Here is a 25918-nt window from a genome sequence, read left to right as displayed (position 1 = left end):
CTACACCTTTAACTGTTCCGATGTGGGCTTATGTATTTGAAACTCTCCAGCTTGCTGCATTTTCTATTCGTATCAGAAAACATTACACCAGTTTTTTGGACATCCTGTAAATGGACAGCGCAGGTTTATTGATTTCCCCTACTCTTTGGTATCCCAAACGTTCGTATAGCTTAATAGCTAGTAGATTTTCCTGTTTAACCGTGAGCGAAGATTTGGACAAACCTTGTATTACAGCTTGCTCCTCTGCAAATTGAATGAGCTGCGTCCCCACGCCAAGTCCTCTGCTTTCAGGCAAGGTAGCTAATGTTCCGATATGGTACTCGTCGTTCTCTCCTTCTTTCAATGTCACCATGGAGTAGAACTCTTTCCAATGTTGAAGATTATACTTAATCAGGCTCCATTTACGAAGTTCAAACAGTTTGGAGAACGTTGGTAAAGCGAGTTTGTTCATTAAAGTGGTCGGATAACACATGATCATGCCCAGCGTTTGGCTACCCATTTTAGCTTCATAAGCGTATTGGTGACTGAATCGGTTCTGATTCGAGCGCCATAATTTGTTGAATGTTTTTTCTATAATGCCTTTATCCTTGGTACCTGCAAGCGAATATGCCATATATTCAAGTGCCATCTGATTTAGTTGCCCGCCGACTAATGATTGTGGACTGGCTTTTATAATGGAAATCTTATTCATCGCTGTCACTCCTATAGGTAGCTAAATTTGGACTAAAACCTCGCATCAGGTTGATTCAGTGAAATACCCTCAACGATCACATTCACTGTATCAATGGTTAATCCGGTTAGTTGTTCCACGTGCACTCTCACATTGTTTTGCAATTCCCTGCAAATTTCATGCACTTTCGTTCCATAACAAACGACAACCTTTAAGGTAATCTCCAGTCTGGATTCTACCATGCGGATAGCAATGCCATTTTGCAGACTTTTCCCGCTCCACTTTTTGGTGATGCCTTCTACAAGTCCTGTCGACATGGAGGAAATCTCACTGGTGGTATTCGCGATCTTGCCGACAATTTTGGAGATCACATCATCCGATATTTGAATTTTTCCCAGAACATTTTGAATGGACATCCCATATCCTCCTCTTTACACCTGTGTTTTTTGATAGATAATAATATCATTTAATATAAATATAAATCACTCGGAGGCCGATTTCAACTTTTGAATTCAATCGTCCACATTTCTACCTGTACATACCAAAAAAGCCGCGATCACCGCGGCTTCTTCTGGTCATACTATGATATTAGGGGAATTTCAATTGAATACGGATAGGAATGTGAGAGGATAACTCGCTCTCTGTTCTGCCTTCTTCTGCTGCCTCTGTTTCTTCTGCTTGCACGACCCATTGTCTGCCAATTAACGATTGCAGTAATTCAATCTCTTGTGCGGTCAGATGAATATGCTTCAGTGACAGTTCATCTTGAACATAATCCCGATCCACCTTACGGTCAAACCGGAAATCGAGCAATCGCTTCAACCCGTTAATATGCAAAAACTTGAACTCATAACCATGACGTATCGCCTTTTCCCAATCGTCTCCGATATCAGCTGCTGTCTGTAGTCTTTCATCAAAATCCATCGCGGATTCCTTAACCAGAGGCAACAACCGGGAATAGTCTCGACGTTGTAAACATTCAATAATCACTTCACCCGGTTCCCCACTTGTCAGAACATTCTCTACAAGAAGGCCTACAGGAATGGACAGTTGAGTTCGACTCATTGCTCGCCCTCCTCACTCCCGAGATACTGATTAAACCAGGCATTCACCTGTTCAAAGCTATCGATCCGAAGTGAAGGTTTACCGCTTTTGAGCAAACTGTGGTTGGAGCCCGGATAACGAATCAGTTTGGTCTTTTTGCCGTATCGTTTTAGCGTAGTATATAATTCCTCCGCTTGCGCAATCGGTGTCCGATAGTCCTGCTCTCCGTGCATGATCAGAAGTGGCGTCTCAATGTGATGTGCATGGGCAAGAGGTGAGCGAGACCACAGAAATTCAGCGTTTTCTGCCGGATTGCCCCCAATGACGCCCTCAACATAGGAAATTCCGATATCGCTCGTTCCATACATGGACAACCAGTTGGAGATACAACGCTGGGTTACAGCCGCCTTGAAACGGTGGGTATGCGCTACGATCCAGTTGGTCATTACTCCGCCATAACTGCCACCTGCGACACCCAGACGTGATGCATCAAGGAAATCATAGGTAGCCAGGGCATAATCAACAGCTTCCATCAGATCCCGATAATCGCCTCCGGCAAAGTCGCCACGGCATGCTCTGGCAAACTCCTGACCGTATCCCATACTTCCGCGAGGATTGATCCACAGCACAGCGTACCCTTGCGCAACGAGTGTCTGCATCTCATGACTGTATGTTCCCGTATACATCGCGTGAGGTCCGCCATGAATCTGCAAAATCAATGGGAGCTTCCCATTAGATGCGCTTACTGCCGGTGTGGCTAACCAACCTTGAATCGGCCATCCATCGGAAGACGTAAACTCAACACGAACAGGCACATTTATGGCTAATTCGGCCATGAATTCGTCATTTCGGCGGGTGAGTCTGAACATCTCGCCACTGTCGATATCCACGCGATATAACTCTCCAGGATGTTCAGCAGTCAACGCAGCGATAACCAGCGACGTACCATCTGGTGTTAAGGTATACTGATACACATCCTTCTCCCCATTGCCCGTAACAGATTGACACTCTCCATTATCTTGAATGCGGTACACATCCACATTTCCGTTATGCGTCCCGAGCACATATACACCACGTTCCGGATGACGGAAATCCGAGATCGGAGAAGGAGATGGACTTGCTGACTTCATATCTCCCAGCGCGGCGTTACCAAGCTGCATATCTACTTGCGCTGTGATTGGCCTGGGTGCACCTCGATGAAGGGGGACAGAATATAATTTGTTGTGGCTCCCGCTTCCATACTTGCGATCACTGGCGATCAGAATCAACTGTTGTCCATCGAGTGAATAGGAGAACTGGTTTACGACCAGGCTGGAATCCGTCACTTTGAAGAGATCACTTTCTCCCAATCGAATGCTGTATACATCGGTAAAGTACAACAGATCCGCATCGAGTTCCTCATCCTCCACTTGCTTGGATATGAAGGAAAGGTTCTGGCTATCTGGCGACCATGCCGGAGCACTGATATTCCATAGCCCGGAAGTCACCTGCGTGATCTTCCCGCTTTTGATCTCATATACAAACAAATGGCTGTACTGACCGTCCCACCATCCGGAACCTTCCGCCTTCGGCGTTGTTCGTTCGAAGACCTTACCTCGCAGCAGGGGTGCGGACTCTTGATGCACTTCAGCCTTCTTCTGTTGCTCCTCGGGTTGAACTTTACTGGTGAATGCAATGTACTTCCCATTCGGAGACCAGATATAACTCAAAATTTTACGTGCGGGAGATATCAGCATGACCGGCTCTTTTTTATCTGATCCGAGCGTCCATAGTCCTTTACCCCCATCCACTGAACGAATGAATGTGAGCTGTGTTCCATCCGGCGACCACGCAGGGGAGGAATCCTTCGTTCCATCGGAAAGTGCAATATCTTCATCACCATCGAGGGAGATTCCCCGAATCTGTGTGTTATATTCGTTTTTATCCTGATCTATGGTCTGTTCCACATAAGCCACTTGTCCGTTCGGACTGATCACTGGCTGACTGATCCAACGATAGTGACGCAGATCCTCCGGCATAATTGGTCTTTGATTCATATTCATGGCTCCCTTCTCCGTTTATTTATGGGTTGTCTCCGTACGTGGATCAAGCACATCACGTAGCCAATCTCCAAGGAAAATAACACCGAGTACGGTAAATGTAATGGCTAGTCCCGGGAATGTAGCGACCCACCAGCTTGTTGCAACGTATTGTCTGCCATCACTGAGCATACCTCCCCAGGATACATCGGGTGGTTTGATACCCAGACCCAGGAAGCTGAGTGAAGCTTCCATAATAATCGTTGTGCCGACATTCATACCGCAGATTACGATAAAGGATGAAAGGATATTCGGCAGAATATGTTTCAGGATCAATCTTCCATTCTTGGCACCAATCGATCTGGCCGCATGAACAAAATCACGCTCTTTGATACTCAGAACCTCACTTCTCACCACACGGGTGAATGGAACCCAGTTCGTCACACCGATCACAAAGATCAGCGTCGTAATACCTGGGCCAACAATCGCCATTACAACGAGCATGAACAGAATAGTTGGAATTGCCATGAACGCATCACCTACACGCATGATGACAGCATCCAGCCACTTCCCGTAGAACCCGGATACCAGCCCCAGAATGGCGCCAATTATTCCTGACACAATCACCGCACCCATACCCACAATTAAGGAAACCCGGGCACCATATACAATTCGGCTCCACATGTCTCTGCCCAGATTATCTGTTCCCAGCCAGTATTCGGCCGTTCCGCCCTCAAGCCATGCAGGCGGTTTGAGACGGTTGAGCGGATTAATCGCTGCCGGATCATGACTCGTCAATAGAGGTGCACCTATGGCAATTAACACAACCAACAATACAAGCACAGCACCAAACATTCCGGTCTTGCTGATGATCAGTTGTTGCCAGATATAGCGAAATCCCGTTGGTGCACGTCCATTATCTTGTTCCTGTTCTGTACCCGGAATTGGCATTTCATTGCTGCCTGTCATATGATTGCACCTCCTTCTATTCGTATTTGATGCGCGGATCAAGCAGCCTGTAGGCTACATCCGTCAAGATATTGGTTACCACAACGATAACGGCAATGACAAACACCGCTGCCTGTACAATCGCCATATCATGTGTGTTGACTGCAACGACCAGCAATTGACCCAGACCGGGCCAGGAGAATACCGTTTCCGTAATCAAGGTGCCCCCGATCAGACTTGTAAACTGCAAACTCATAATCGTCACGACCGGAATCAGTCCGTTGCGAAACGCATGTTTTACAATGACAACCATCCGGCCAAGCCCCTTACTGCGGGCTGTTCGAATATAGTCCTGGTTCAGAATCTCCAGCATGCTGGAGCGAATCAGCCGGGTCATCTGCGCGGCCAGCCCAACGCCAAGTGTGAATGCCGGCAAGATCAGATGTGACAATCCTCCGCGACCAGATACCGGCAATACACCCAACATGACGGAGAACAAAAGGATAAGCATAATCCCCATCCAGAAGTTTGGCATCGCCTTACCAATAACGGATATTCCTGAAATAATGAGATCGGTAAATGTATTACGTTTGACAGCTGATATCACGCCAAGTGGTACAGCCATAAGTACGGCAAAGAACATGGCGGCTACCGCCAGTTCAAAGCTGGCAGGCAATCTCTCCAGTACAAGCTCTAGTGCAGGCTGATTGTAGCGAAAAGATTGACCAAAGTCTCCCTGTATCGCACTGCCCAGAAACTTCACGTATTGCGTATATAAAGGCTGGTCCAAACCAAGTGCCTGCGTCAAAACAGCACGATCTTCAGCGGTAGCCGTTTCAGGCAACATTAGCGCAACCGGATCACCGGTGACTCGAACCAAAATGAACACAATTAATGAAACAATGAACAGCACCGGAATGATCTGCAGTAATGACTTAAGTACGTATTTGCCCATTCCTTGTTCACCTCCCTTGTTAAGAAAAAGAACGGCAGGAACATGGTTATCCAGTCCCTGCCGTTCACGGCCTATCTTTTCAATGACCGGTGTTATACCCGATGTTACTGCGCAACAGGTGTAATCTCGTCAGCATAGAACATCTCGTCACTGCGCGGCGCGAAGTTCACTTTAGCATTCGTTCCGTATACACCTTCCATTTGGTACAGATAAACGGCTGGACGCTCTTCAGAGAAAATCTGCTGTACTTGCTGATACTCTTTCTCACGAGACGCAGGGTCCATGTTTACCAATGCAGATTGAAGCAGTTTCTCTACTTCAGGATTGTTGTAATCCGACTCGCCTTTTGCTTCTTCCAACATATAACGATTGTAGTTATTCGAAGCATCGAACAAGGAGTTACCGATACCGATCATGAAAATTTCTTTGAATGATTTGGAGCTGTAACGTTCACTGAATGCACTTGCTTCAAGGACATCCAGGTTGATTTTGAATCCGGCTTGTTCCAGCATGGCTGCAACAACTTCAGCCTGTTCTTTGTACTGTGCAGAAACGGAGATAGTCATCTCGGCTTCCCCTTCTGCATAGCCAGCTTCTTGCAGGAGCTGTTTCGCTTTTTCCTGGTCATAGAGTGACGTTTTGTACAATGAAGGATCAGCACCGAAGTTGCCCGGAGTTACAGACGTGCGGGTTACGATACCTGCTCCGCCGGCAATGCTGTCCACAATTCCTTGTTTGTCGATAGCCAGGTCAATGGCTTCACGAACTTTCGGATCAGCCGTGATACTGCCTTCTGTCTGGCGGAAGATCAACTGAAGCACACGCTGGATTGGCGCTTTGACAATCTTCTTGTCTGCTTCGCCTTCGATCCGGGCAATGTCAGTCGACGGAATGGAAGACGCAACATCTACACCGCCAGCAAGCAATTCAGATACGCGTGTAGATGCTTCAGGAATAACACGGAATACCACTTCATTCCATTTTGGTTCACCGTCGAAGTAGTTCTCGTTTTTCACCAGTTCCACACGATCATCTTTGGTCCATTTACTGAACTTGTAAGGGCCAGTTCCTACCGGTTGTTTCAGGAAAGCATCAAACCCGTTGTCTGCAATATATTTTGCTGGCAGAATGCCTGCTCCCATTTTGGACAAACGATTCAGAAGTAACGGATCCGGACCATCCGTGATGATGTCTACGGTATAGTCATCCACCGTTTTAACTTCTACGATGTTTTTGAAATAGCTATATTGTTTGAGTGTCTCGTCTTTGGCTACACGCTCCAGCGTGTATTTTACATCTGCTGAAGTGAATGGATCGCCATTGTGGAAGGTCACGCCTTCACGCAGCTTGAATCTCCATGTTGTATCATCAACCTGATCCCATGAAGTCGCAAGTCCCGCAACTTTCTTCTGTTCACTGTCATTTTTGATCAGATAATCGAAAACGTTGACCAGAACAGCCTCACTGGAGGTATTGTTGTTGTTGTGCGGATCGAAACTCTCGATATCTGTAGCTGCAGCAACGGTCAGTGTTGTACTCGCACTTCCACTACCCGTTCCTTCGGATGCCGAATTATCACTCTTGCTGGTAGTTGTTCCTCCGCATGCGCTGAGAACCATTACGATTGCCAGTAACGTGATCCACATACCTGTCCATTGTCTTTTTTTCATTGTGATTTCTCCCCCTCAGAAGTTGTATTCCTTGCCAAAAATTCAAGTGCTACTGCAGACAACATGCCTACACCATAAGGCATCGCTGTCTCATCGAGATCAAACATGGGATGGTGGAGTGGATAGCGAGTACGCTCCTCATCATTCCCTGATCCTAGTCTGAAAAACACCCCCGGAATCTGTTCACAATAAAAAGCGAAATCCTCGCCCCCTGTGGAGGGTTTGATATAGCTCCATCCCTTCTCCGCATTAACCTGATCACAGGTCTCTGTTAACAGGTCAACCATGCCGAGATCATTCACGACAACAGGGTATCCATCGCCGTAGACGACTTCGTATCCTGCTCCGAAAGAATCACAGACCCCTTTAACCACCTGCTCGATCAAAGCTGGCATCCTTTCACGAATGGCAGGTGAGAGTGTACGAACCGTACCGATCATCTCCACTTCCGGAGCAATGGCTGTTCCCATATAACCTCCGGTGATTTTGCCAATCGTGACCACAGCGGGTTCAAGCGGATCGACCATCCGACTGACGATATTTTGCAATGCGGTGATGACCTGAGCGGATACCGCAATCGCGTCAATGCCCTCATGCGGACGAGCTGCGTGGCCACCCTTGCCAAGCACCTTGATAATCAAGGGATCAGCCGATGCAAACGCAACGCCCTGACTTACGCCCAATGTTCCCGTGTCCTGTCCTGGTGTCATGTGTAATCCTGCGATGGCATCAACCTTCGGATTCTCCAGAACACCGTCCTGGATCATGGCTCTTGCCCCTGCAAGTCCCTCTTCTGCTGGCTGGAAAATAAATTTGATATTGCCTGATTTCGGTCTTCCAAGGCCCGTAAGCAGTTGGGCTGCTCCCATCAGGATGGAGGTGTGAGCATCATGTCCACATAAATGGGCTTTGCCTTCTACTTGCGAGCGGTATTCCACCGCTTTCTGATCCTGAATTGGCAAGGCATCCATGTCTGCGCGCAAGGCAAAGGTTGGTCCATCTGTCTCTCCGCGAAGCAGGCCTGTAACCCCGGTCTTTCCGACATTCCGTGTAACTTCGAGTCCCAAGCTTTCCAGATGCTCGGCTACGATGGAGGATGTTCGATGCTCCTCATAACCGATTTCCGGATGCCGATGTAAATCTCTGCGCCAAGCGCTTAACTGGGCTTGCAGTGGCTGAGCCAGCTGTATTAGTTCTGAACGATTCATTCGCTGTCATTCCCTTCATTTTCATCCGATTCAGAAACCAAACGGGCATAGATCGCGTCAGCCGAGAATTCGATATGTCTTTTCATCGTCTCCCGGGACTTGAACCTGTCATGTGCTTTCAGTGCTTCAAGAATCTCCATATGTACACCGTGATTGACGGAACGTATCCGGTCATCATAAGGCATCAAGTCCAGCGCCGGATTAATTTTGGTCCGGATCTGTCTGACGGCTCTCTCGCAATATGGATTCCCCGACGCTTTGGCGATGGTCAGATGAAATTTCACATCCAGCGCCCTGAACCATTCCCTTGTACAGTCTGGCTCTATACTTTGTTCCATATAGCCCTCAAGCAGTTCCAGTTCGCCTGCGGTGATCCGCTCAGCAGCCAGAAAAGCTCCCTCTGGCTCGATGATGGTTCGATATTCAAACACCTTCAGCATCTGTGACCAATCCCGTTTAATTTCCTCTCTCGTGCGCTTATGCGAATTGGCTGTCAGAGGCAATACAAACGTACCGCCTTTGGCACCCACCCGTTTCTCAATCAATCCTTTGTCTTCCAGTGAAGAGAGTGCCTCACGAACGGTAATTCGGCTTACATTAAAAATCTCTGCCAGATCCCGCTCGGCTGGAAGCTGTTCTTCACTCATCAATTCTTTCAAAATAATGGCTTCTTCCAGTTGTTCTCTAATGAATTCACTAACCTTTTTGGTGGATACTTTCTCAAAACGAAATGAAAACGTACTGGACATCTAAACACTCCGATCTGTATATGGTCTAGACCTTATACCATTAATATAATTCCGACTAAACTTATATGCAATACTTTTTTCAAGTAAATTCATATTTTTTTCTCACCACCTCCAAATTGAAGCATTTTGGCACAAAAAAAGACGCATCTGCATTTGGCAGAAGCATCTTCTCCTTTGTTATTTACATGGGTCATTACGATGACAGAACAACCCTTATCAGTTCCATATCTACATTGAAGCCGGAGCTGCTGTCTATGCTTCATCAAGGTACGTAGAAGCTGAAATCAATTCATTACTGCTGGGATCAAAGCATTCCAATTCGCTCCATTGACCTCTCCTTCGAATTGATAAACTGGCTGATAATAGCCTTTCGAATCATAGGTGTAAGTCAGTTCATACTTGTTCACATTTAGTACGTCCCCTTTTTTTAAGTTGTTATAGATCGAAAAGTTCCCCTTGAGAATTTCTTCGTATGCCTCAGCCGGACTGATAATATCAACCACTCGTACATAAATATTTTTATTCATAGAATAAAATAAATTCTGCGGAATCATAGGTTCTGCTGATGGGACAATCATAATCAGTCCGGTATCATAATCGCGGTCACCCTTTGCGATATCTGTAACTGTTTTTCCGATATCCCATCGAACCGTGTCTCCATTTTGTGTGCTGAATATCGCTTTCTGAGACAATAAGCCATTCTGAATCAACCAACTGCCATACTCTTGTCCTTGTTTGATTAAATCTTCCGGCTCTACAGGAGTGCTTGCTTCGATATTAGATGACAGCGACCATGTACCGCTATTTACGTCATAATTAAATGTATATTCTTTCCCCGCATTATCAAGAAAACTCCAAACTCGGTTGTATCCATCAATAGATATGCTACCTTTCTGATGTAATTCAAAATAATCTTTCATTATAGAGGAAACTCGTTTGGCATATTCCAGGTTGTGAATTTCACTGCTGCGATAAAGAGACACTTTCTCGGCCTCATCCGGTAACTTTGTGTTAAGCGTTACTTCGACTTGATTCATATTTTGAGAAATAGCTGGACGGATGGAGAGATTACCAAGTTCTTTGTTGTAATAAATGATAAAAGCACTAGAAAAAAGCAGCGTAAAAACCAGTGGTATGCAGAGTGCCTTCGATAGTGACCTTACGGTGATCTTTCTTTGCTCAACACTGTCGAGGATCGCTCTCATCAACAAATATCCTGCAATACTGCCGAGTGTATTGTGTAGAATATCATCAAGTTCAAATATTCCCCTGCCGGTGATCATCTGAAAAATTTCGATACCCAGCGTTACCAACAGCGATATGAGTAACACGGGCTTAACGTGACGCGTTTTCATTCCGATATGCGGAAGTATGAAACCGAGTGGTGCGAACATCAACATGTTAAAAATGATGAGCTGGAATTCGCTTACCGACCAATTATTCCATGCGTTTATATAGCCACTGAATAGCTCTAAATTGATCCAACCCTCATAATTAGCTCCTCTGCTAAATGTGGTTAACGTCATGACCATGACAAACCAACCCAAGATCAAAAATGATGCTATAAATTGCCTACTCGTTATGCTTCTTTTACCCCCTCTTTTCCTGTATGCAATGTATGCTAAATAAGTAATACCGATTACAACAACTCCCGCGGCCAATGCAATAGCTAAGATAGGTAATAATCTGCCTATAACTTGTATTAAATCCATTTGTAACCCCTCCATTAATTTTATGTTCATTGTCAGCATCTTGTTTGTTTAAAGTATAATCACTGTTGGTTTTAACTCCTATTTATCTATCTTTCACGAATCTTTCAAAAATGTAAGGTGGCATGAACAAAAAAAACCTCTGTCCCCAACTAACGGGACAAAGGGTTCTGTATCTGTTCTTTTCTATGCTTCGCTAGCGTTATTCAGGTATACAGCCTTGCCTGTGCGAGCAGATTCATAGAGTGCTTCCAGGATTTGAGATACAACCAGCGCTTGTTTCGGTGTGACCACTGGCTCCTGATCGTTCTCAATTGCTTCAATCCACTTTCTCATCTCTACATCCGGCGCACTCTCGCTCTTGCCATCGTAGAAAGCTACCCCGCCTGCACTCAGTTCAATCTCGTTGGTATATAGACGACTAAATTTCTCGCCATTGATGCGCAGTCCGTTCTTCATATCCGCACCTGCTTCGCTGCCGCTCAAGCTACATTTGGCCTCATCCACGTCCAGTGAGTTAAGTGCCCAACTGGATTCGAGCATGATCGTTGCCCCATTCTCCATCACAATCATGCCGAAGGCCGAGTCCTCTACCGAGAATTGTTTCGGGTCCCACGGGCCCCAGGCATTGGCCGCATTTTCACGTTGCGAAAGCTCATGATAGGTCGTGCCCAGAACAACCTTTGGTTGATAGTTATCCATCATCCAGAGCGTCAGATCGAGTGCGTGCGTACCAATATCAATCAGTGGACCGCCACCTTGTTTCTCCTCATCCAGGAAAACACCCCAGGTTGGTACTGCTCTACGTCTGATCGCATGTGCTTTGGCAAAATAAATATTGCCCAGGTCACCAGCTTCGCACACCTTCTTCAAATACTGACTGTCTTCTCTGAAACGGTTGTTGTACCCAATCGTCAGTTTCTTGCCGGTACGCTCCGCTGCTTCCAGCATGAGCTGTGCTTCAGCAGATGTCTTCGCCATTGGCTTCTCACACATGACATGTTTGCCTGCTTCCAGGGCAGCAATGGAAATCTCGGCATGAGAAATATTCGGCGTAAGTACATGCACAATGTCCAAAGACTCATCCTTGAGCAATTCCTGATAATCGGTATAAACTTCGGCATCAGTAGAGCCATATTTCTGTTTGGCTTCATCTGCACGCTCCTGAACGATATCACAGAAAGCCACCAGTTCTACATTATCCAGTTTACTCAGACTCGGCAGATGTTTACCATTCGCGATTCCACCACAGCCAATAATTCCGATACGATATACTTTACTCATATATATTCACCCTCACTTAAGTATTGGTTGTTTCATTTTGCGAAAAGCCGACGGGGTCATCCCCAGACGTTTGCGAAATACAGCATGCAAATAGTTGGCATTATTGAAGCCTGAAGCAAGAGCGATCTGTTCAATGGATACGTTACTTTCCTCCAGATTACGGCACACGGCGCGCAGACGAATATCCTCCAGTACGCGGCTGAACGGCATCTCCGGCTGTACTTGATAGAAGATTCGCTGCAATTGTCTGCTGCTGATATGAAGTTTCTCAGCTACATGCTCCAGCGTGACCACTGTAGGATGATTCGCCTCCATATACTGCACTGCATACTCATAACGATACACCGACATATCCCGAACAGGGGCTTCCGGTCGACTCCCCCCGGTGTCGTATGCTCGCACGGTTTTGAGTAATATGCTGATGACCAGTTGCTTGATCGACGTATAATAACCTAACAATTTCTGATCACATGCCTCATAGGCTTCCAAAAAACAATGCATCGCCCGATGATAATCATTCACCGGAGTAAGCGGAAGCATTCTCAGCTTTTCCATCGTTTCCTCGGATTCAGCGGCTTCCCAGGGATCGACATGTTCCCTTGGCTTGTGAACGATATCCACATGAAGACATAGTTCATCCATGTCCTCTTGGGCGTCCGCCTCCTGATAATGAACGACACCCGGACCAGTCAAATACAGCATACCTTCCGAGAGTGCATGTGTCTGATCATCGAGAATAACTTTCCCTTTTCCTCTCGGGATAAAATGAAACTCAAACTCCGCATGATTATGGAAATCCACAACTCGGCCCGCTGGAAAAGAAGTCAGATGAAATCGCATCACGCGAATCTCATAATGTCCCCAAACCATTGAAATATCCAGTCTCTCCAGGAGATCCTGCCTTTCGAGCATTTTCTCATAAGGATACAGGCTCAAGATTGCACACCTCCTTGTTTAACCTATATAAACTGAACTACAGAATATTTACACTTGCCACTACGATGACAGAATAACCTTCCAATCGCTGTTATCCCCAGATTTTTGATTCCCTTTTTTAAAGGGGGAAATCCGGGGATAAAGGCGACCACTCCGCTTTTTCAGGTTTTTTCTGTCCTCTCCGTTCATGTGTAATATTTAGTTCAATTTATATAGTCCTTCAACATTGAACCTATCCCTTTAACTCACTTAGTGTAATTCTGCACCCTTGCTTGGCAGAGAGATTCGCAGCTTCCATCAACCGGGTCAGCTCCATAGCGATCTGCACGTTTTCGGTTGCATCCGTATCATTTTGTATATGTGCAACCCATTGATTGAATGCGCTTTCTCTTTGGTCTGCCAAAGGAAGTTCAGTCCAGTCATCGTATTGTCCCTGTGCTGCTTTCGTGCGAATCAATAGCTTTTCTTCGGGTGTACCGTATAGAAGTGTACCCTCCGTACCATGCACCTCAATCGTAAATGGAGAATGGCTGTTCACAAAACCAGCTTCAACAACGCCTACTGCTCCAGATTCCGTAAACAAGGTTGCAACTGCATTATCTTCCACTTCTTTGCCTGTAATATATCCGAAGTTCGCGTTAACCGCTGTTACTTCTTGACCCAGAAACAATTTGGCGAGATACATTGGATGGCAACCCAGATCAATCAACGCACCACCCTGACAATCCTTCAGATCATAGAAGTGTTCAGGCAACCAGTTTGAAATTGCTCCATCATGCGATAAACGCGCTCTTACATAAGTCACTTTACCAAGTAATCCCTGGTTAAGCACATCCTGAATGGTTAACGTATAACCTGCATTCAGGCGCGGTAAGGAGACCGTCATTTTGACCTTGTTGGCCTTTACCTCATCAAGGATTCTGTTGGATTCCGCCTGTGTCGATGCAATTACCTTTTCCGTGAAGATGTGTTTACCTGCTTTCGCAGCAGCAGTAATCACCTCTTCATGGATGCGGGTTGGCGCATCTACAATAACGGCATCGATCTCATCCTTGGCCAGCATATCTTCGAGTGAAGCATAGAATGGTACGTTTAAACGTTCAGCCGCTTCCTGCCCCCGCTTGGCATCTTCATCCCACACGGCTGCGATGACTGTATCCTCATGTTCCTGTGCTTGCTTGATGTAATCCCATGCATGAACATGCCACATGCTAATTTTGCCAATTCGAATGGTCACGGTTGTCTTACCTCCATACTATATAATATTCTGACATTCATCTATAAGGTATCACAGACTTAATCTATTTTTAATAGAAACTCACGACAATTAATGTATAAAATTGCGACATGAATTTTAATGTACATTTATACATCGGTATCGTGCACATAACCAGATCGGATGACAAATCTCGTTATTACACAGAATGGCATACTGGAGTGATCAAGAGGATCTAGTCCGCAGAAGATATTCTTTCAATTCCAATAAGACGTTTATTTATTGTTGGATTTACGTCCAAATTGAAGAGAATAAAGAACTGCCATTACAACGACTATTAAAGCCAGTACCAGCAAAATGTTACTGTACACAAAAGCAACCCTATCATGAACAAACGGATTCAAGTGAACAGCAGTTATTCCACCATCAAGTAGCTTACCAATGGCAGCCGTGGATACTGCTGCTGCAATAAAGTTAAACATCGATAACAACCCCATACCAATTCCGATCTCATCTTTAGGCAAAGTTAGTGAGATGGTGTTTGACATAGCAATTTGCATATAAGATTGACCCAGTACACCTAAGGTAAGGAATATTTGAGTATACGTAGGTGACATCCCTACCACTGACGATAGAATAATGAAACCTCCAGCAAGAAGTGTTGATGCGATATACAGTAGAAATGGATTCCCTTTCTCATCCGCTAATTTTCCGCCCTTACGACCAAGAATGGCGGTAATAAGAGCTGAAGGTAACATGATGAGCCCGATTGATGCAGGTGACAGACCATTAACATCCGACAACATGAGCGGTGTCAGGAATGGAATGCCGAAGCCAACAGCGACTAATACAAATGCAATGGCCATCCCTCTAGAATATTGTTTATTTCTAAAGATCGCTGGATTCACGAAGGGGACAGAAGCATAGCGAATTCGAATGATAAACAAAACTAGGATAACTAATCCAGTTACTAACAACCAAATATTTGACTGTGTAAGTGCGAGTAAGAATGTGGCAACCGTTCCTGCCAATAGAATTCCGCCGATGTAATCAATCTTTTCGTTTGTCACTGGCTCATCATCCAAATACTTTCTATACAAAGGTAATGTGATAAGAGAAAGCAGAGGTATTACAAATAGAAACTTCCAATTTAAAGCACTTGAGACAAATCCGGCGATAATTGGACCAAGTGCTGCTCCAAGAGCAGTACCGATTGCAGAGGTTCCCAAAGCGCGCCCACGCTTCTCAGGTGAAAAAAAACGAACAGGAATTATCATAGCCAACGCAGGTATGACAGCTGCACCAGCGGCTTGCAAGATACGTGCAACGATGATCATCCAATATTGTGTAGCAACCACTCCCACAAGCGATCCAGCTGCCAGAATTAATAGACCAAACGTAATTAAACTTTTAATACTGAATTTATCTGTCAGTTTCCCATAGGTTACTGTACCTATGGCATACACAATCAAATAGCCTGAAACAATCCAAGTTACTTGTGATGCAGTGAGTTGGAATTCTTTGCTGATTACTGGCAATACCACATTAAACATGGTTCCGTTCATGACTGAAATGATAAGTGTAAAGACTAGCACACGTAGTAAAAGTGGGCCTGTTTCATTTGTTGTAGCAGCTTTGGTGTTCATATAATTTTCCTCGATTCTTGGTATGCATTGCATTAAATAATCAAATGACAGTCAGTACTTACTATCATTGTGTCGAAAAAAAACTAGGGAGTTAACGCCCTAGAAAATATCCACACACTCTCTTTAATTATATCTTCCAACGAGAGGGTTGGAAAATTAGATCGTGCATCTAGATGATTTATAAATGTACCATAATTCAGTGCCATGAAAGAAAAAGCTTGTAATTCAGGATTCGTTTCTATCAACTTTCCTTTGTCATACATGGCCTTAAAATAATTAGTTAATACCTCCATTAGTTGACGAGGATGTTTTATTGTTCGTTCTCTAAAACCAGGTAAATTATCTTCTTCTTTTAAGCTAATCATAATCATTTTTCGATTACGATTCATAATTTCATGATATGTTCTACAGATCAATAATAAGTCCGTTTGTAGATCCCACACTAACCTTTCATTAAATATCTTTGCCATTTCTTCTGAGTAGTGATAATGGTCAAAAGCTGTTTCTAATAAGTTTTGTTTCGTCCCAAATTGTCGAAATAATGTTTTCTCACTTAAACCAGCAGTAGTGGCAATTTCTTGAGTTGTTACAGAGCTATAGCCTTTTTTCGAAATTAAATCGATGGCAGCCGTCATTAATTTCTCCTTGCTGCTTAATTTTGTATTGTTAGACATCTCAATTCCTCTTTTCAAAGAATGTCAGTTATCACTGTCGTTGATGCTATAGTATCTAAAGATACAAAAATTGTCAAACAAAAATAGACCATTTTATGATTAGTCATAAATGTATCATTTTATCATTCGTTTATTCATCCAATTATCATATTTCCCTAATTCTGCAACTTAGAAAAGTCATCAAAGGGGTTTGAGTAACTATTTTTTTATTTTATTTGATATCCCCATGAGAAAAAAACCTCCTGTCGACGCTACCGTGAACAGGAGGTTCCCAAAGTTATGATATTCAAAAATCAACGTAACGCGTATCCTTGTGTAACAATTTTGAACCCGGATACCGTCTGGCTGTACCCCTGCAACGTGCCCTTAACCCGTTCCAGCACATCGCTCTCATAAACGGAGGCACATTCAAATCCAGGTTGCACGTCCAATTCAACGGGTTGGGAGTTCAGATTATACCAGCGAGCAATCAAATCTCCGGTTTCCTCTGCGATCTTCAGTGTGGAGAACGCCAGTGTCGAACCTTGTGCATTCCACGCCAGCCATTGCTTCGACAGAGGTAATTCCACCTTGTGCCCATCAGCTCCGGCATGACTTTCTTGCTCAAATGTATACGCTAATGCCCCTAGCTGTACAGTCGTCCACGGAATTGGATAGACATATGCGGATGCACATGCACCTGACTGCGCAGCATCACCTGCAAATGGAATAATCGCATATTCCACGCTCTGAGGTCCCAGACATTGGGCTTCCGGTGTTTCAAACACACCCCAATCTCCCAGTTCCGAAGAGGCACGCAGCAGCGTAACCGCAATCGTGCTGCCCTCTTCATGCTGTAAAATCTCGTATTCATTCAGCCCTTTGTTCGCAATCATCAAGCCATGATCACCATTGGTCACATGTACAAACGCTTGCTGATGCTGTGCATTACTTGGATTCACCCATTCTTTTGCCGGTGTATTGGAACGTCTGGCAACTTCAAAGATGGAATCTGCATAATGATCTTCTGTTACCAGTCCCGATGGAAAGAGTGCGCGCAGTCGATGATCCTTGGCCTGATTGTTAAAGTCAGATTTTACCTTGACCATATTACTGCCCGCTTCCAACGTATACGTTGTCGTAATCACAAGCGGAACAGTGTGCTCGACTCGCTGTGCCTTCCGTTCTGTAAAAGGAACCATTTGGCGCTTCTCCAGCTCGAACAGTTGATCTGCTCCGGCAGGAATATCCCAGCGTAATACACTCTCCATGACCACCCGATACGGAGTCTGCTCCACGATCCGCAGGTCTGCCTTCAGATGCTCCGTGGTCAGCGTTGTCTCTCCATCAGGCTGACGGTAGACATATTCATTGCCGATATCACCGGTATTCTCATATGAATTCAATCCCCTGTATACAGCACCGGAGACCTTATCTTCAATCGTTGCCGTACCATTCTCTTCAACCGTTACCCGCAATTGACCGTTCTCCATCATTATTCCCTGCACCTCGATGACGTGGCTCATATCGGGCATCTCAACAATCTCAGCAATCTCTGCTTGCTTCTCTACTGGAATGAGAGCATACGTCTTATAACCCAGAGAAGGTACATCCACCGCCTGGAAAGTCACTCTTACTTTACGAGCCATGTAAGGCTGTCGGAAACGATCCTTCGGAAGTTCATAGCCGAAATGTGCACCCAGATCCTTGATTTCCGCCAAATACGTGCGTCCATCCGAATCGACCAGCTGATACACTGGCAGTGCATCTTTTTCCACCTTCTGCGCAAGTGCCTGCGGATGAGGACCCTCCGGGAAAAATGCTTTGTCCACAATCAGATCCATCTCAATGATTCCATTTCGATTCCACCCACTCGTGTTGAACACAGTGAACAGCACTGCTTCCTCTCCCCAAGCCTCAGCAGGTTGCACACGAATGGACTCAGCAATTGCTTGTGCGCTTTGGGACACCAGTTTCTCTGCAAGCTGTCTGCTCTTCGCAAAGCGTGTCACCATCTCACGGTGAACCTCATCGACACTGCACCCGCAGATGCTATCATGTGGGTGGTTCTGCATTAACATCTTCCATGTATGCGTCAATAGATGATGCGGATAATCTTTTACCCCGGCTATATGGGCCATGGCGGCCAGTGGTTCGGCTACTTTTTCAAGCAACGTCTGCCCCTGCTGATTCATCTGTTTCAGATAAACCCTTGCGGATGCCGTATTCACCAGTGTTCCCCAACCATCCGTGTGCTGACTGCGAAGCTCGCCCTCAATAGCCGCCAGATGCTCAGGGACATCCTTCGTAACCGCCTCAATGTAATCGTCAAAATTGGAGTGGATAAATTCCACGTCAGGGTACAAGGCTGCTGCTGTGCGTAAAGCCTCTGGCAGATCCGTCTGGATCGGCTGATGATCACAACCATTCATGAACAACAGATGTGAAGTCGAGGCGAACTTCTCGGCATCTTCCAGATTTTTATCCCAATATACTCGGGCTTTCTCCGGATCAACCGGAACTTCCATGCCATTACAGTACCAGTTCGCGAACAAAATGCCGAGCACTTCCGAACCATCCGGCGAACGCCAGATCATCTCGGAATAGGGAGATTCGTAACTGTCTGCATCAACCACCGCATTATTGAATCCGGTAGGCTTCACCCCACGTCCAAAGACCGCGTTATGAATGTCGGCCTGTTGTAGGATCTGCGGTGCCTGTCCCATATTTCCGAACGAGTCTGGGAAGTATCCCGTCTTGGATATCACACCCAAAGGTCGAGCATCACGATGACCGATGAGCAGATTACGCAAGTTGGCCTCGCTGCTGGTCAGAAACTCATCCTGTAACACATACCATGGACCAAAATGGATGCGTCCTTCACGAATATAACGGTCGAGCCTCTCCTGCTGTTCGGGCCGAACCTGCAAATAATCTTCACGAATAATCGTCTGCCCATCCAGATGGAAATAGCGATATTCCGGGTCCTGATCAAGCGTGTCCAGCAGTTTATCCATCAGCTCAATGAGCAGTACATGATGGTGTTCATAAGGCATATACCATTCGCGGTCCCAATGGGTATGCGAGATGAGGTGTGCCGTCTTTTTGGTTGTCATGTTGCGTACCTCCTGTCATTAACCTTTGGTTGCCCCGCCCATGCTGAAGCCCTTGGACATGTAACGCTGGGAGAAGATGTACAACACAACCGAAGGCATCGTGTAAAGTAGTGAAAATGCAGCCAATCTGCCGTATTCAACCATGCCGTGGCTGCCGAAGAATTGATATATCGTGACGGATGCCGGAAGTTTCTCCGGTGTCTGAAGCAGGATGTATGGCACGAAGAAGTTGCCCCAACTTCCCGAAAAGGTAAATATCGCTATCGTTGCAATACCAGGCAACATCAATGGTGCTACGATTCGTCTCAAACCATTCCAGATGGACGCACCGTCAATCCATGCGGATTCTTCCAGATCAATCGGAACCGAATCCATGAAGTTTTTCATCATCCAGATGCCATAAGGAAGTGAAGATGCGGTCAGGAACAGCATTGTGGCGATGATGGAGTTTTGCATTTTGAAGAACAGAAACATTTGAAATACCGGAACCATCACGGCAGTAATCGGAAGAGCTGTCATGAACAGAATGGATAACAGGAAGCTTTTTTTGAACCTCATTTCGTAACGGGATAAGGGATAAGCAGCAAGAACAGATACCAGAACAACCAATATTGCTTGTCCTCCCGACAGAATCAGACCCACACCGAATGAACGAAGATTGCTCGAATCCCCGAGTACATCCTTGAAATTTTGAATGGTCCAGGTACTGGGCATTTTGATGCCCTGTTGTGCGTTCGGGTCAAATGAAGCCAGAATGATCCAGAGCAGCGGCAATAAAAAACAGAGCCCTAGAAAGACTAGAATCCCGTACTGGATTTTGCGTTGAAGCCCATGTTTGACCATAGGAATCGAACCTCCTTCATGGTTACACTTTCACTTTCATGGATCGCATGTAGAACAGGCTGGCGATAATACCAATGAACAGCAGAACCAGCGATATGGCTGTGCCGTATCCAAACTGATAGTTCACAAAGGCCTGGTTGTACATGAAGATCGGCAAGGTTTGTGTCGAAGTACCCGGGCCACCACCGGTCATCGTATAGATCAGCGTGAACACACCCAGTGTCTGTAGGGTGACCAACATCATGTTGGTGACGATGGACCCTTTTACCATTGGAATCGTAATGTGTCTGACAATCTGGAACCCGGTGGCACTGTCAATAATCGCAGCTTCTTCAACTTCCTTCGGGATATCATCCAGTGCCGACTGATAGACCATCATTGAAAAGGCCGTTCCGTGCCAGATATTTGCGATAATGACACTCACCATAGGGAAACTGAATAACCAGGAGATTGGACTTGCCCCAAACCAGCCGAGGATCTGATTCAATGAACCATTGTCACTGAAAAAGGCCACCATACAGAATGCCACAACAATCTCGGGTGTCACCCAACCCGCAATAACGATGATGCCAATGACCCGGCGGAACGTCACATTTTTCTCCTTCATTAGAAGAGCCAGTATGAACCCAAGCAATACCTGACCAATCACTGCGGAGAAGATGAGAAAGACCAGCGTGCGCCAGACACTAATCCGAAAGTCCGGATCATGGAACATATTAATGAAATTTTGGAATCCAACAAACTCCAAACTCTTGGCTGCCGCCCCGGTCAGAGCCATATTCGTAAAGGCAAAACAGATCGTCAGAATGATGGGAACAATGAAAAAAACAAGTAATAACAGTACGGAAGGCATTAGAAACAGAAATGAGCCGGGTGCTTTCCTTTTCATAAGTCACTCTCCATTCGAACCGGAAAAAGGGGAGATTATGCCTCCCCCTCCGAATATATCGATATCCTTATTTCTCTTCGATGCTGTCCGCGCCAAGGGAACGGGATACATTGTCCTTCAATTGTGTAATTCCCTCTTCCGGCGTCAGCTTGCCAGAGGCAATGCTCTCAACAATGCTTTGCAATTGTGCGGATACCGCTGCATATTGATCGTTCGCTGGACGGAAGTGAGCCACATTCAAGAGTTCCTGTGCTTCTTTTGTATATGGACGATCCGTATAACCTTCAACTTCTGTGGAATCATTACGTGGACTGAGGCTGCCTTCCGCTACTACACGAGCAGTCGCATTTTCCTTGTTCATCAGGAACTCGATAAATTTCCAAGCTGCTTCCTTGTTTTTCGCCTGTGCAGGAACAGACCAAGCCCATCCTCCAGACATCGTAGTCGCCCCAGGTTCTTCCCCATTTTGTGTCGGGAAGGGTGCAAAACCTATTTTCTCTTCGACGTTGGCGATTGGAGCAGCACCGTTCTCGGCCCATGTTGAACCTGCCCAGCTACCATCTACAGCCATCGCCAGTTTGTCTTGCGGGAACTGTTGCTGGAATGCAATACTGCCAGCTTGTCCATTCAAGGCAACCTGCATGGTCGGACCTGTTTTATCCGTGTTAAACACTTGATCTATGAATTTGAAGGAATCCAGCAGCCCCGGGCTGTTAACGACCCATTTTTTGCTCGTGTCGTTATACAGCGTATCTGCCGTACCATAGAGCAGCATTTCCAGCGTTTGCATGGTAACACCTTCACCGTTTGCTTTGCCCACGATCATATTAAGTGGAGTAACACCCGGCAACTTTTGCTTGATCGTACGTGCTGCTTCGAGTACCTCTGTCCAGCTTGCAGGTTTGAATGGAACTTCTAGACCCGCCTGTTGAAACAGTTCCTTGTTGTACCAGATTCCGCGTGTATCCGAGGTAGCTGGAACGCCGTACACCTTGCCATCTTCGCCAGTAACCCCTGCCTTCAGGTTGTCGATGATGTGTTCCTCCCAATCGGACCATCCCTGAACCTGTGTATCCAGCGGCTCCAGATATCCCGCAGCAGCATCGGATTTGATGATGGATGTATCTTCGGCAATGACATCAGGCGCCGTATCCGGGGATTTCATCTGCAAAACCATCTTGGAGGTATAATCACCCTCACTTGCCAGTACAGGCGCAATGTTAATTTGGATATCCGGGTTCTGCTTCTCGAATTCATCCACCAGACCCGACTTAAAAAATTTCGTCAGAGTATCTTCTGATCCGGAAGAACGGAACGATACGGTGACTTCCTTCTTCCCGTCGCTGGTTGTGCCTGTGCTGGATGAACTGCCGCTTGAACAAGCGGTGGTGAACAGGAGCAAGGACGTCATGGCTACAACGACTGGCATTTTAAATGAGAGCTTTTTCATGGTTCGGTCTCCTTTGTCGGAATGGTCTGAATTCCGATCGTTATAATGTACTCGCAGGTTTCCTCTTGCTCGCCTATCTTATTTCTAACGCAATCCTATTTCTCTACGCGGAATCCGCAATAATCCATAATCAGTTCACTAAAGAGCATGTTGGACCATGAAAACCATGGACGGGTATATTCATGTGGATTGTTGGCCGAAAAGCCTTCATGGGTCAGTCCGGTATCCGCATCCGTCTTATGGATGAGCTGGAGCAAACGTAGTTTTTCGTTGCGATCCTCTGTAGTCAGCCCCTGCATTGATAAAGCGATATGCCAGATGTACCCTTCCGGTGTATGCGGACTACCGATTCCAGCAGCTGCAGTTCCCTCATAAAAGTACGGGTTGTGCGAGGATAGAATGAAACGGCGTGTATTCTGATACACCTCGTCGTTCTCCTCCACATATCCGAGATAAGGTAAAGACAGCAGGCTTGGCACGTTAGCATCATCCATCAGATTGTAGTTGCCCTTACCATCCGTTTCGTACGCATATATGGTTCCATATTCCGGATGTTCAACGGTGCCATAATCCTGAATACCTTTGTTGATCTGTTCCTCCAGCTCCTTAGCAGTCGCTGCCAGCGTTTCATCCTCGAACACAGCTTCAGCAATTTCCTGTAGATATCGAAGCGCCACAACGGCGAACATATTGGATGGAATCAGATAACCATATTCACAGCGATCGTCGCTGGGACGGAATCCCGACCAGGTCATGCCTGTGTAGGCGGTTTCAGTACCTCGTCCCTCTCGGCTGAGCGTATCGGTTTCGGGAGCATCCAGACGCTGGAACGTATAGGGTGATTTTGTCTCATGATGCTGCTCCACTTGCCATAATTGCATGATAATCTTGGCTGCTTTGCGGAACGTATCGTTGAATTGAGTTGTTCTGCCCGTATTCTTCCACAAGAGGTAACTGAGCTGAATCGGATAAGCCAGAGAGTCGATCTCATACTTGCGTTCCCAGATCCAATCATTCATCTGCGTCAGGTCTTGCTGATGTCCTTTTCCACTCTCCGTCTCATTAAAAGCGTTTGCATAAGGGTCCAGGAGAATATAATTCAGTTGCCGTTCAACCAGTCCAGCGATCATGTCGGCGATATCTTCATCCTCTGCAGCGAGAACCAGATACGGTCTGACCTGTGCAGCAGAATCACGTAACCACATGGCAGGGATATCTCCCGTAATCACAAAAGTTGTTCCATCTTCTTTGCGCTGAATGGTAGTCGCCATCGTATTGGTAAAACAGTTTTTAAACATTTGGTTAAGTTCCGGATAATCCGGCATACGTTTGTTAACTCGATCAATCATGTCGTATATCGAGGGGGAAATGTCTTGATCTTCTCTGGGTGTTAGCATGTTGTCCTCCTTATGTAATCTAGTTTGTTAACCGCTTTCATCATCCTAAAACGAATATAATGTTATGTCAATATATTTATTTGTATATTAGCATGTTGTTTTTATTTAAACCTCGGAATAGTATACCATTTAAAATGATTATCCCCTTTTTATCCGCACAAAAAAGAGACCTCGTTCACACGAAGTCCCTTCTTGAACACAATTAAATACTGGCAGCTAAAATCAATCCTTTTGTTTCACCGTACTCGTCGATTTTCCCTTCACCAAGTGGGCAGGCAGAATGACTCTGTTCACTGCCATTTCGTTGTTCTGCATATTTTGAAGCACCATCTCGAATGCTTGTTTTCCCATATCAAACTGGCTTTGTCGCATATGTGTTACACGGCTTCCTTCGGCAGCGTTTGGACTGTCAAAACAAATGATGGACAAATCTTCCGGAATCCTCAGACCAAGCTGATCAGCCGCTTGTTCTGCAAGTAAAGCAATATGGTACTCCGCAGCAAAAAGTGCTGTAATCTGCGGGTATTTCTGTAAATGTTCCACCAGTGTTTCCACATCGCGGACCTCGACTTGAGGATCGAACACACTTGGCAATGTTGAAAGAAAAGATTCTAACCACAATTCCCTGTTCACCAGTACACCTTGATCATGATGTGCCTCAATGATGCCTTCAATTCGTTCTTCAATCGGTGTAGTGTTCGCCGGAGGCTGTGTCAGAAAAGCGATATGTCGGTGCCCGAGATCGAACAAATAATTCATCCCTTCTCGCGCCGCGCCTACATTATCCGTACTGACAGATGAAGCCGGGATGCCTTTCAAGTACCGGTCAATCAGGACAAACGGGAATTTGTTAACGACCAGTTTAAGAATCTCATCGCTGAAATACTCACCCTGTGCCGGGAAAATAATCAATCCGTCCACACCCAGTTCCAGCAGTTCCTGAATGCTCTGTTCCTCCTGCTCCGGAATCCCGAAGGATCTTCTAAGTACGAGAAAACAATCATGCTCTCGCGAAGCTTCTTCCATACCATATAACAGTTCTGTACCATACATATCACTGAAGTTAGTAATAACCAGACCAATGAGCAGTTTCTTCTCTGAATCTTTAACCGCAGCACGCGGAGCAGGTCTGTTAGATCTTTCTTGTAACACATCTGCTGTGTCGGCTACAAAAGAACCCCGTCCCGGTTGACGAACAATTAATTGTTCACTCGCCAGCATCTCAAGCGCCTTTTTCGTTGTAATCCGGCTCACTCCGAATTCATCACATAATTCCTTCTCCGAAGGGACACGCTCACCCACTTGATATTGATGAAGCTGTATCCGTTCACGCAAGGATTCAAAGATCTGTTCATACATCGGCTTGGATGCCGAGTCTTTCCCCAATACAAACACCTCCATAAATACCCATACTTCTCATGTTCTACATCCTAATATATCATGTTATATTATTAAGTTCATTATTAAATTTATTTGGCGTAAATAACCATAGCCGAGTAATCTTAGATGTCAGAGTG

At 45.7% G+C, this 25918-nt stretch carries 21 protein-coding genes; all 21 read right to left on the bottom strand.

All coding sequences use genetic code 11. The features are described from left to right. Positions 1-82 precede the first annotated feature (82 nt). Positions 83-691, bottom strand: a complete 609-nt coding sequence (locus AC1S8V_RS13805; RefSeq protein WP_482074064.1) for a GNAT family N-acetyltransferase — start codon at positions 689-691, stop codon at positions 83-85. Between the two features lie 32 nt (positions 692-723). Continuing rightward, positions 724-1086 carry an Asp23/Gls24 family envelope stress response protein gene (locus tag AC1S8V_RS13800; RefSeq protein WP_482074063.1) on the bottom strand — a complete coding sequence of 121 codons (363 nt, stop codon included), beginning with the start codon at positions 1084-1086 and terminating at the stop codon, positions 724-726. Positions 1087-1258: 172 nt separating this feature from the next. Further along, complete coding sequence (locus tag AC1S8V_RS13795) at positions 1259-1735, bottom strand: hypothetical protein (RefSeq protein WP_482074062.1); 477 nt, start codon at positions 1733-1735, stop codon at positions 1259-1261. After that, positions 1732-3750 (bottom strand): S9 family peptidase, encoded by a 2019-nt coding sequence (locus AC1S8V_RS13790; RefSeq protein ID WP_482074061.1) that lies wholly within the window; start codon positions 3748-3750, stop codon positions 1732-1734. Before AC1S8V_RS13790 ends, AC1S8V_RS13795 begins: the two co-directional genes overlap by 4 nt. 21 nt (positions 3751-3771) lie before the next feature. Further along, positions 3772-4701, bottom strand: coding sequence for an ABC transporter permease (locus tag AC1S8V_RS13785; protein WP_482074060.1), 930 nt, complete (start codon positions 4699-4701; stop codon positions 3772-3774). 16 nt (positions 4702-4717) lie between these two features. Next, positions 4718-5635 carry an ABC transporter permease gene (locus AC1S8V_RS13780; RefSeq protein ID WP_482074059.1) on the bottom strand — a complete coding sequence of 306 codons (918 nt, stop codon included), beginning with the start codon at positions 5633-5635 and terminating at the stop codon, positions 4718-4720. Positions 5636-5739: 104 nt separating this feature from the next. Next, on the bottom strand, positions 5740-7305 hold the full coding sequence (locus AC1S8V_RS13775; protein ID WP_482074058.1) for an ABC transporter substrate-binding protein: 1566 nt from the start codon (positions 7303-7305) through the stop codon (positions 5740-5742). Then, positions 7302-8513, bottom strand: a complete 1212-nt coding sequence (locus tag AC1S8V_RS13770) for a M20 metallopeptidase family protein (RefSeq protein ID WP_482074057.1) — start codon at positions 8511-8513, stop codon at positions 7302-7304. Before AC1S8V_RS13770 ends, AC1S8V_RS13775 begins: the two co-directional genes overlap by 4 nt. After that, the gene (locus AC1S8V_RS13765) at positions 8510-9262 is read right to left on the bottom strand and encodes a FadR/GntR family transcriptional regulator (protein ID WP_482074056.1); all 753 of its coding nucleotides are present in this window, start codon (positions 9260-9262) and stop codon (positions 8510-8512) included. The genes AC1S8V_RS13770 and AC1S8V_RS13765 overlap by 4 nt, the downstream gene beginning before the upstream one ends. Positions 9263-9546: 284 nt before the next feature. Next, complete coding sequence (locus AC1S8V_RS13760; protein WP_482074055.1) at positions 9547-10974, bottom strand: VanZ family protein; 1428 nt, start codon at positions 10972-10974, stop codon at positions 9547-9549. Between the two features lie 183 nt (positions 10975-11157). Continuing rightward, positions 11158-12255 (bottom strand): Gfo/Idh/MocA family protein, encoded by a 1098-nt coding sequence (locus AC1S8V_RS13755; protein WP_253435118.1) that lies wholly within the window; start codon positions 12253-12255, stop codon positions 11158-11160. A gap of 12 nt (positions 12256-12267) precedes the next feature. Beyond that, positions 12268-13191 (bottom strand): AraC family transcriptional regulator, encoded by a 924-nt coding sequence (locus AC1S8V_RS13750; RefSeq protein WP_482074054.1) that lies wholly within the window; start codon positions 13189-13191, stop codon positions 12268-12270. A gap of 232 nt (positions 13192-13423) precedes the next feature. Then, entirely contained in the window at positions 13424-14428 is a 1005-nt protein-coding gene (locus tag AC1S8V_RS13745; protein WP_482074053.1) for a Gfo/Idh/MocA family protein, read from the bottom strand. A gap of 254 nt (positions 14429-14682) precedes the next feature. Next, complete coding sequence (locus AC1S8V_RS13740) at positions 14683-16053, bottom strand: MFS transporter (RefSeq protein ID WP_482074052.1); 1371 nt, start codon at positions 16051-16053, stop codon at positions 14683-14685. Between the two features lie 83 nt (positions 16054-16136). Then, on the bottom strand, positions 16137-16727 hold the full coding sequence (locus AC1S8V_RS13735) for a TetR/AcrR family transcriptional regulator (RefSeq protein ID WP_482074051.1): 591 nt from the start codon (positions 16725-16727) through the stop codon (positions 16137-16139). 293 nt (positions 16728-17020) lie between these two features. Next, positions 17021-19822 carry an alpha-mannosidase gene (locus tag AC1S8V_RS13730; protein ID WP_482074050.1) on the bottom strand — a complete coding sequence of 934 codons (2802 nt, stop codon included), beginning with the start codon at positions 19820-19822 and terminating at the stop codon, positions 17021-17023. 18 nt (positions 19823-19840) lie between these two features. Continuing rightward, positions 19841-20665, bottom strand: coding sequence for a carbohydrate ABC transporter permease (locus tag AC1S8V_RS13725; RefSeq protein WP_482074049.1), 825 nt, complete (start codon positions 20663-20665; stop codon positions 19841-19843). A gap of 22 nt (positions 20666-20687) precedes the next feature. Continuing rightward, positions 20688-21554, bottom strand: a complete 867-nt coding sequence (locus AC1S8V_RS13720) for a carbohydrate ABC transporter permease (RefSeq protein ID WP_215075037.1) — start codon at positions 21552-21554, stop codon at positions 20688-20690. Between the two features lie 67 nt (positions 21555-21621). Further along, positions 21622-23004 carry an extracellular solute-binding protein gene (locus AC1S8V_RS13715; protein ID WP_482074048.1) on the bottom strand — a complete coding sequence of 461 codons (1383 nt, stop codon included), beginning with the start codon at positions 23002-23004 and terminating at the stop codon, positions 21622-21624. 95 nt (positions 23005-23099) lie between these two features. Next, positions 23100-24401, bottom strand: coding sequence for a glycoside hydrolase family 125 protein (locus AC1S8V_RS13710; RefSeq protein ID WP_482074047.1), 1302 nt, complete (start codon positions 24399-24401; stop codon positions 23100-23102). Between the two features lie 222 nt (positions 24402-24623). Further along, on the bottom strand, positions 24624-25796 hold the full coding sequence (locus tag AC1S8V_RS13705) for a GntR family transcriptional regulator (protein ID WP_482074478.1): 1173 nt from the start codon (positions 25794-25796) through the stop codon (positions 24624-24626). Positions 25797-25918 lie beyond the last annotated feature (122 nt).

The sequence above is a fragment of the Paenibacillus sp. B46(2026) genome, assembly GCF_056786355.1.
Note: the sequence above shows the minus strand (reverse complement) of the source record. Positions and strands in the feature narration are given on the sequence as shown.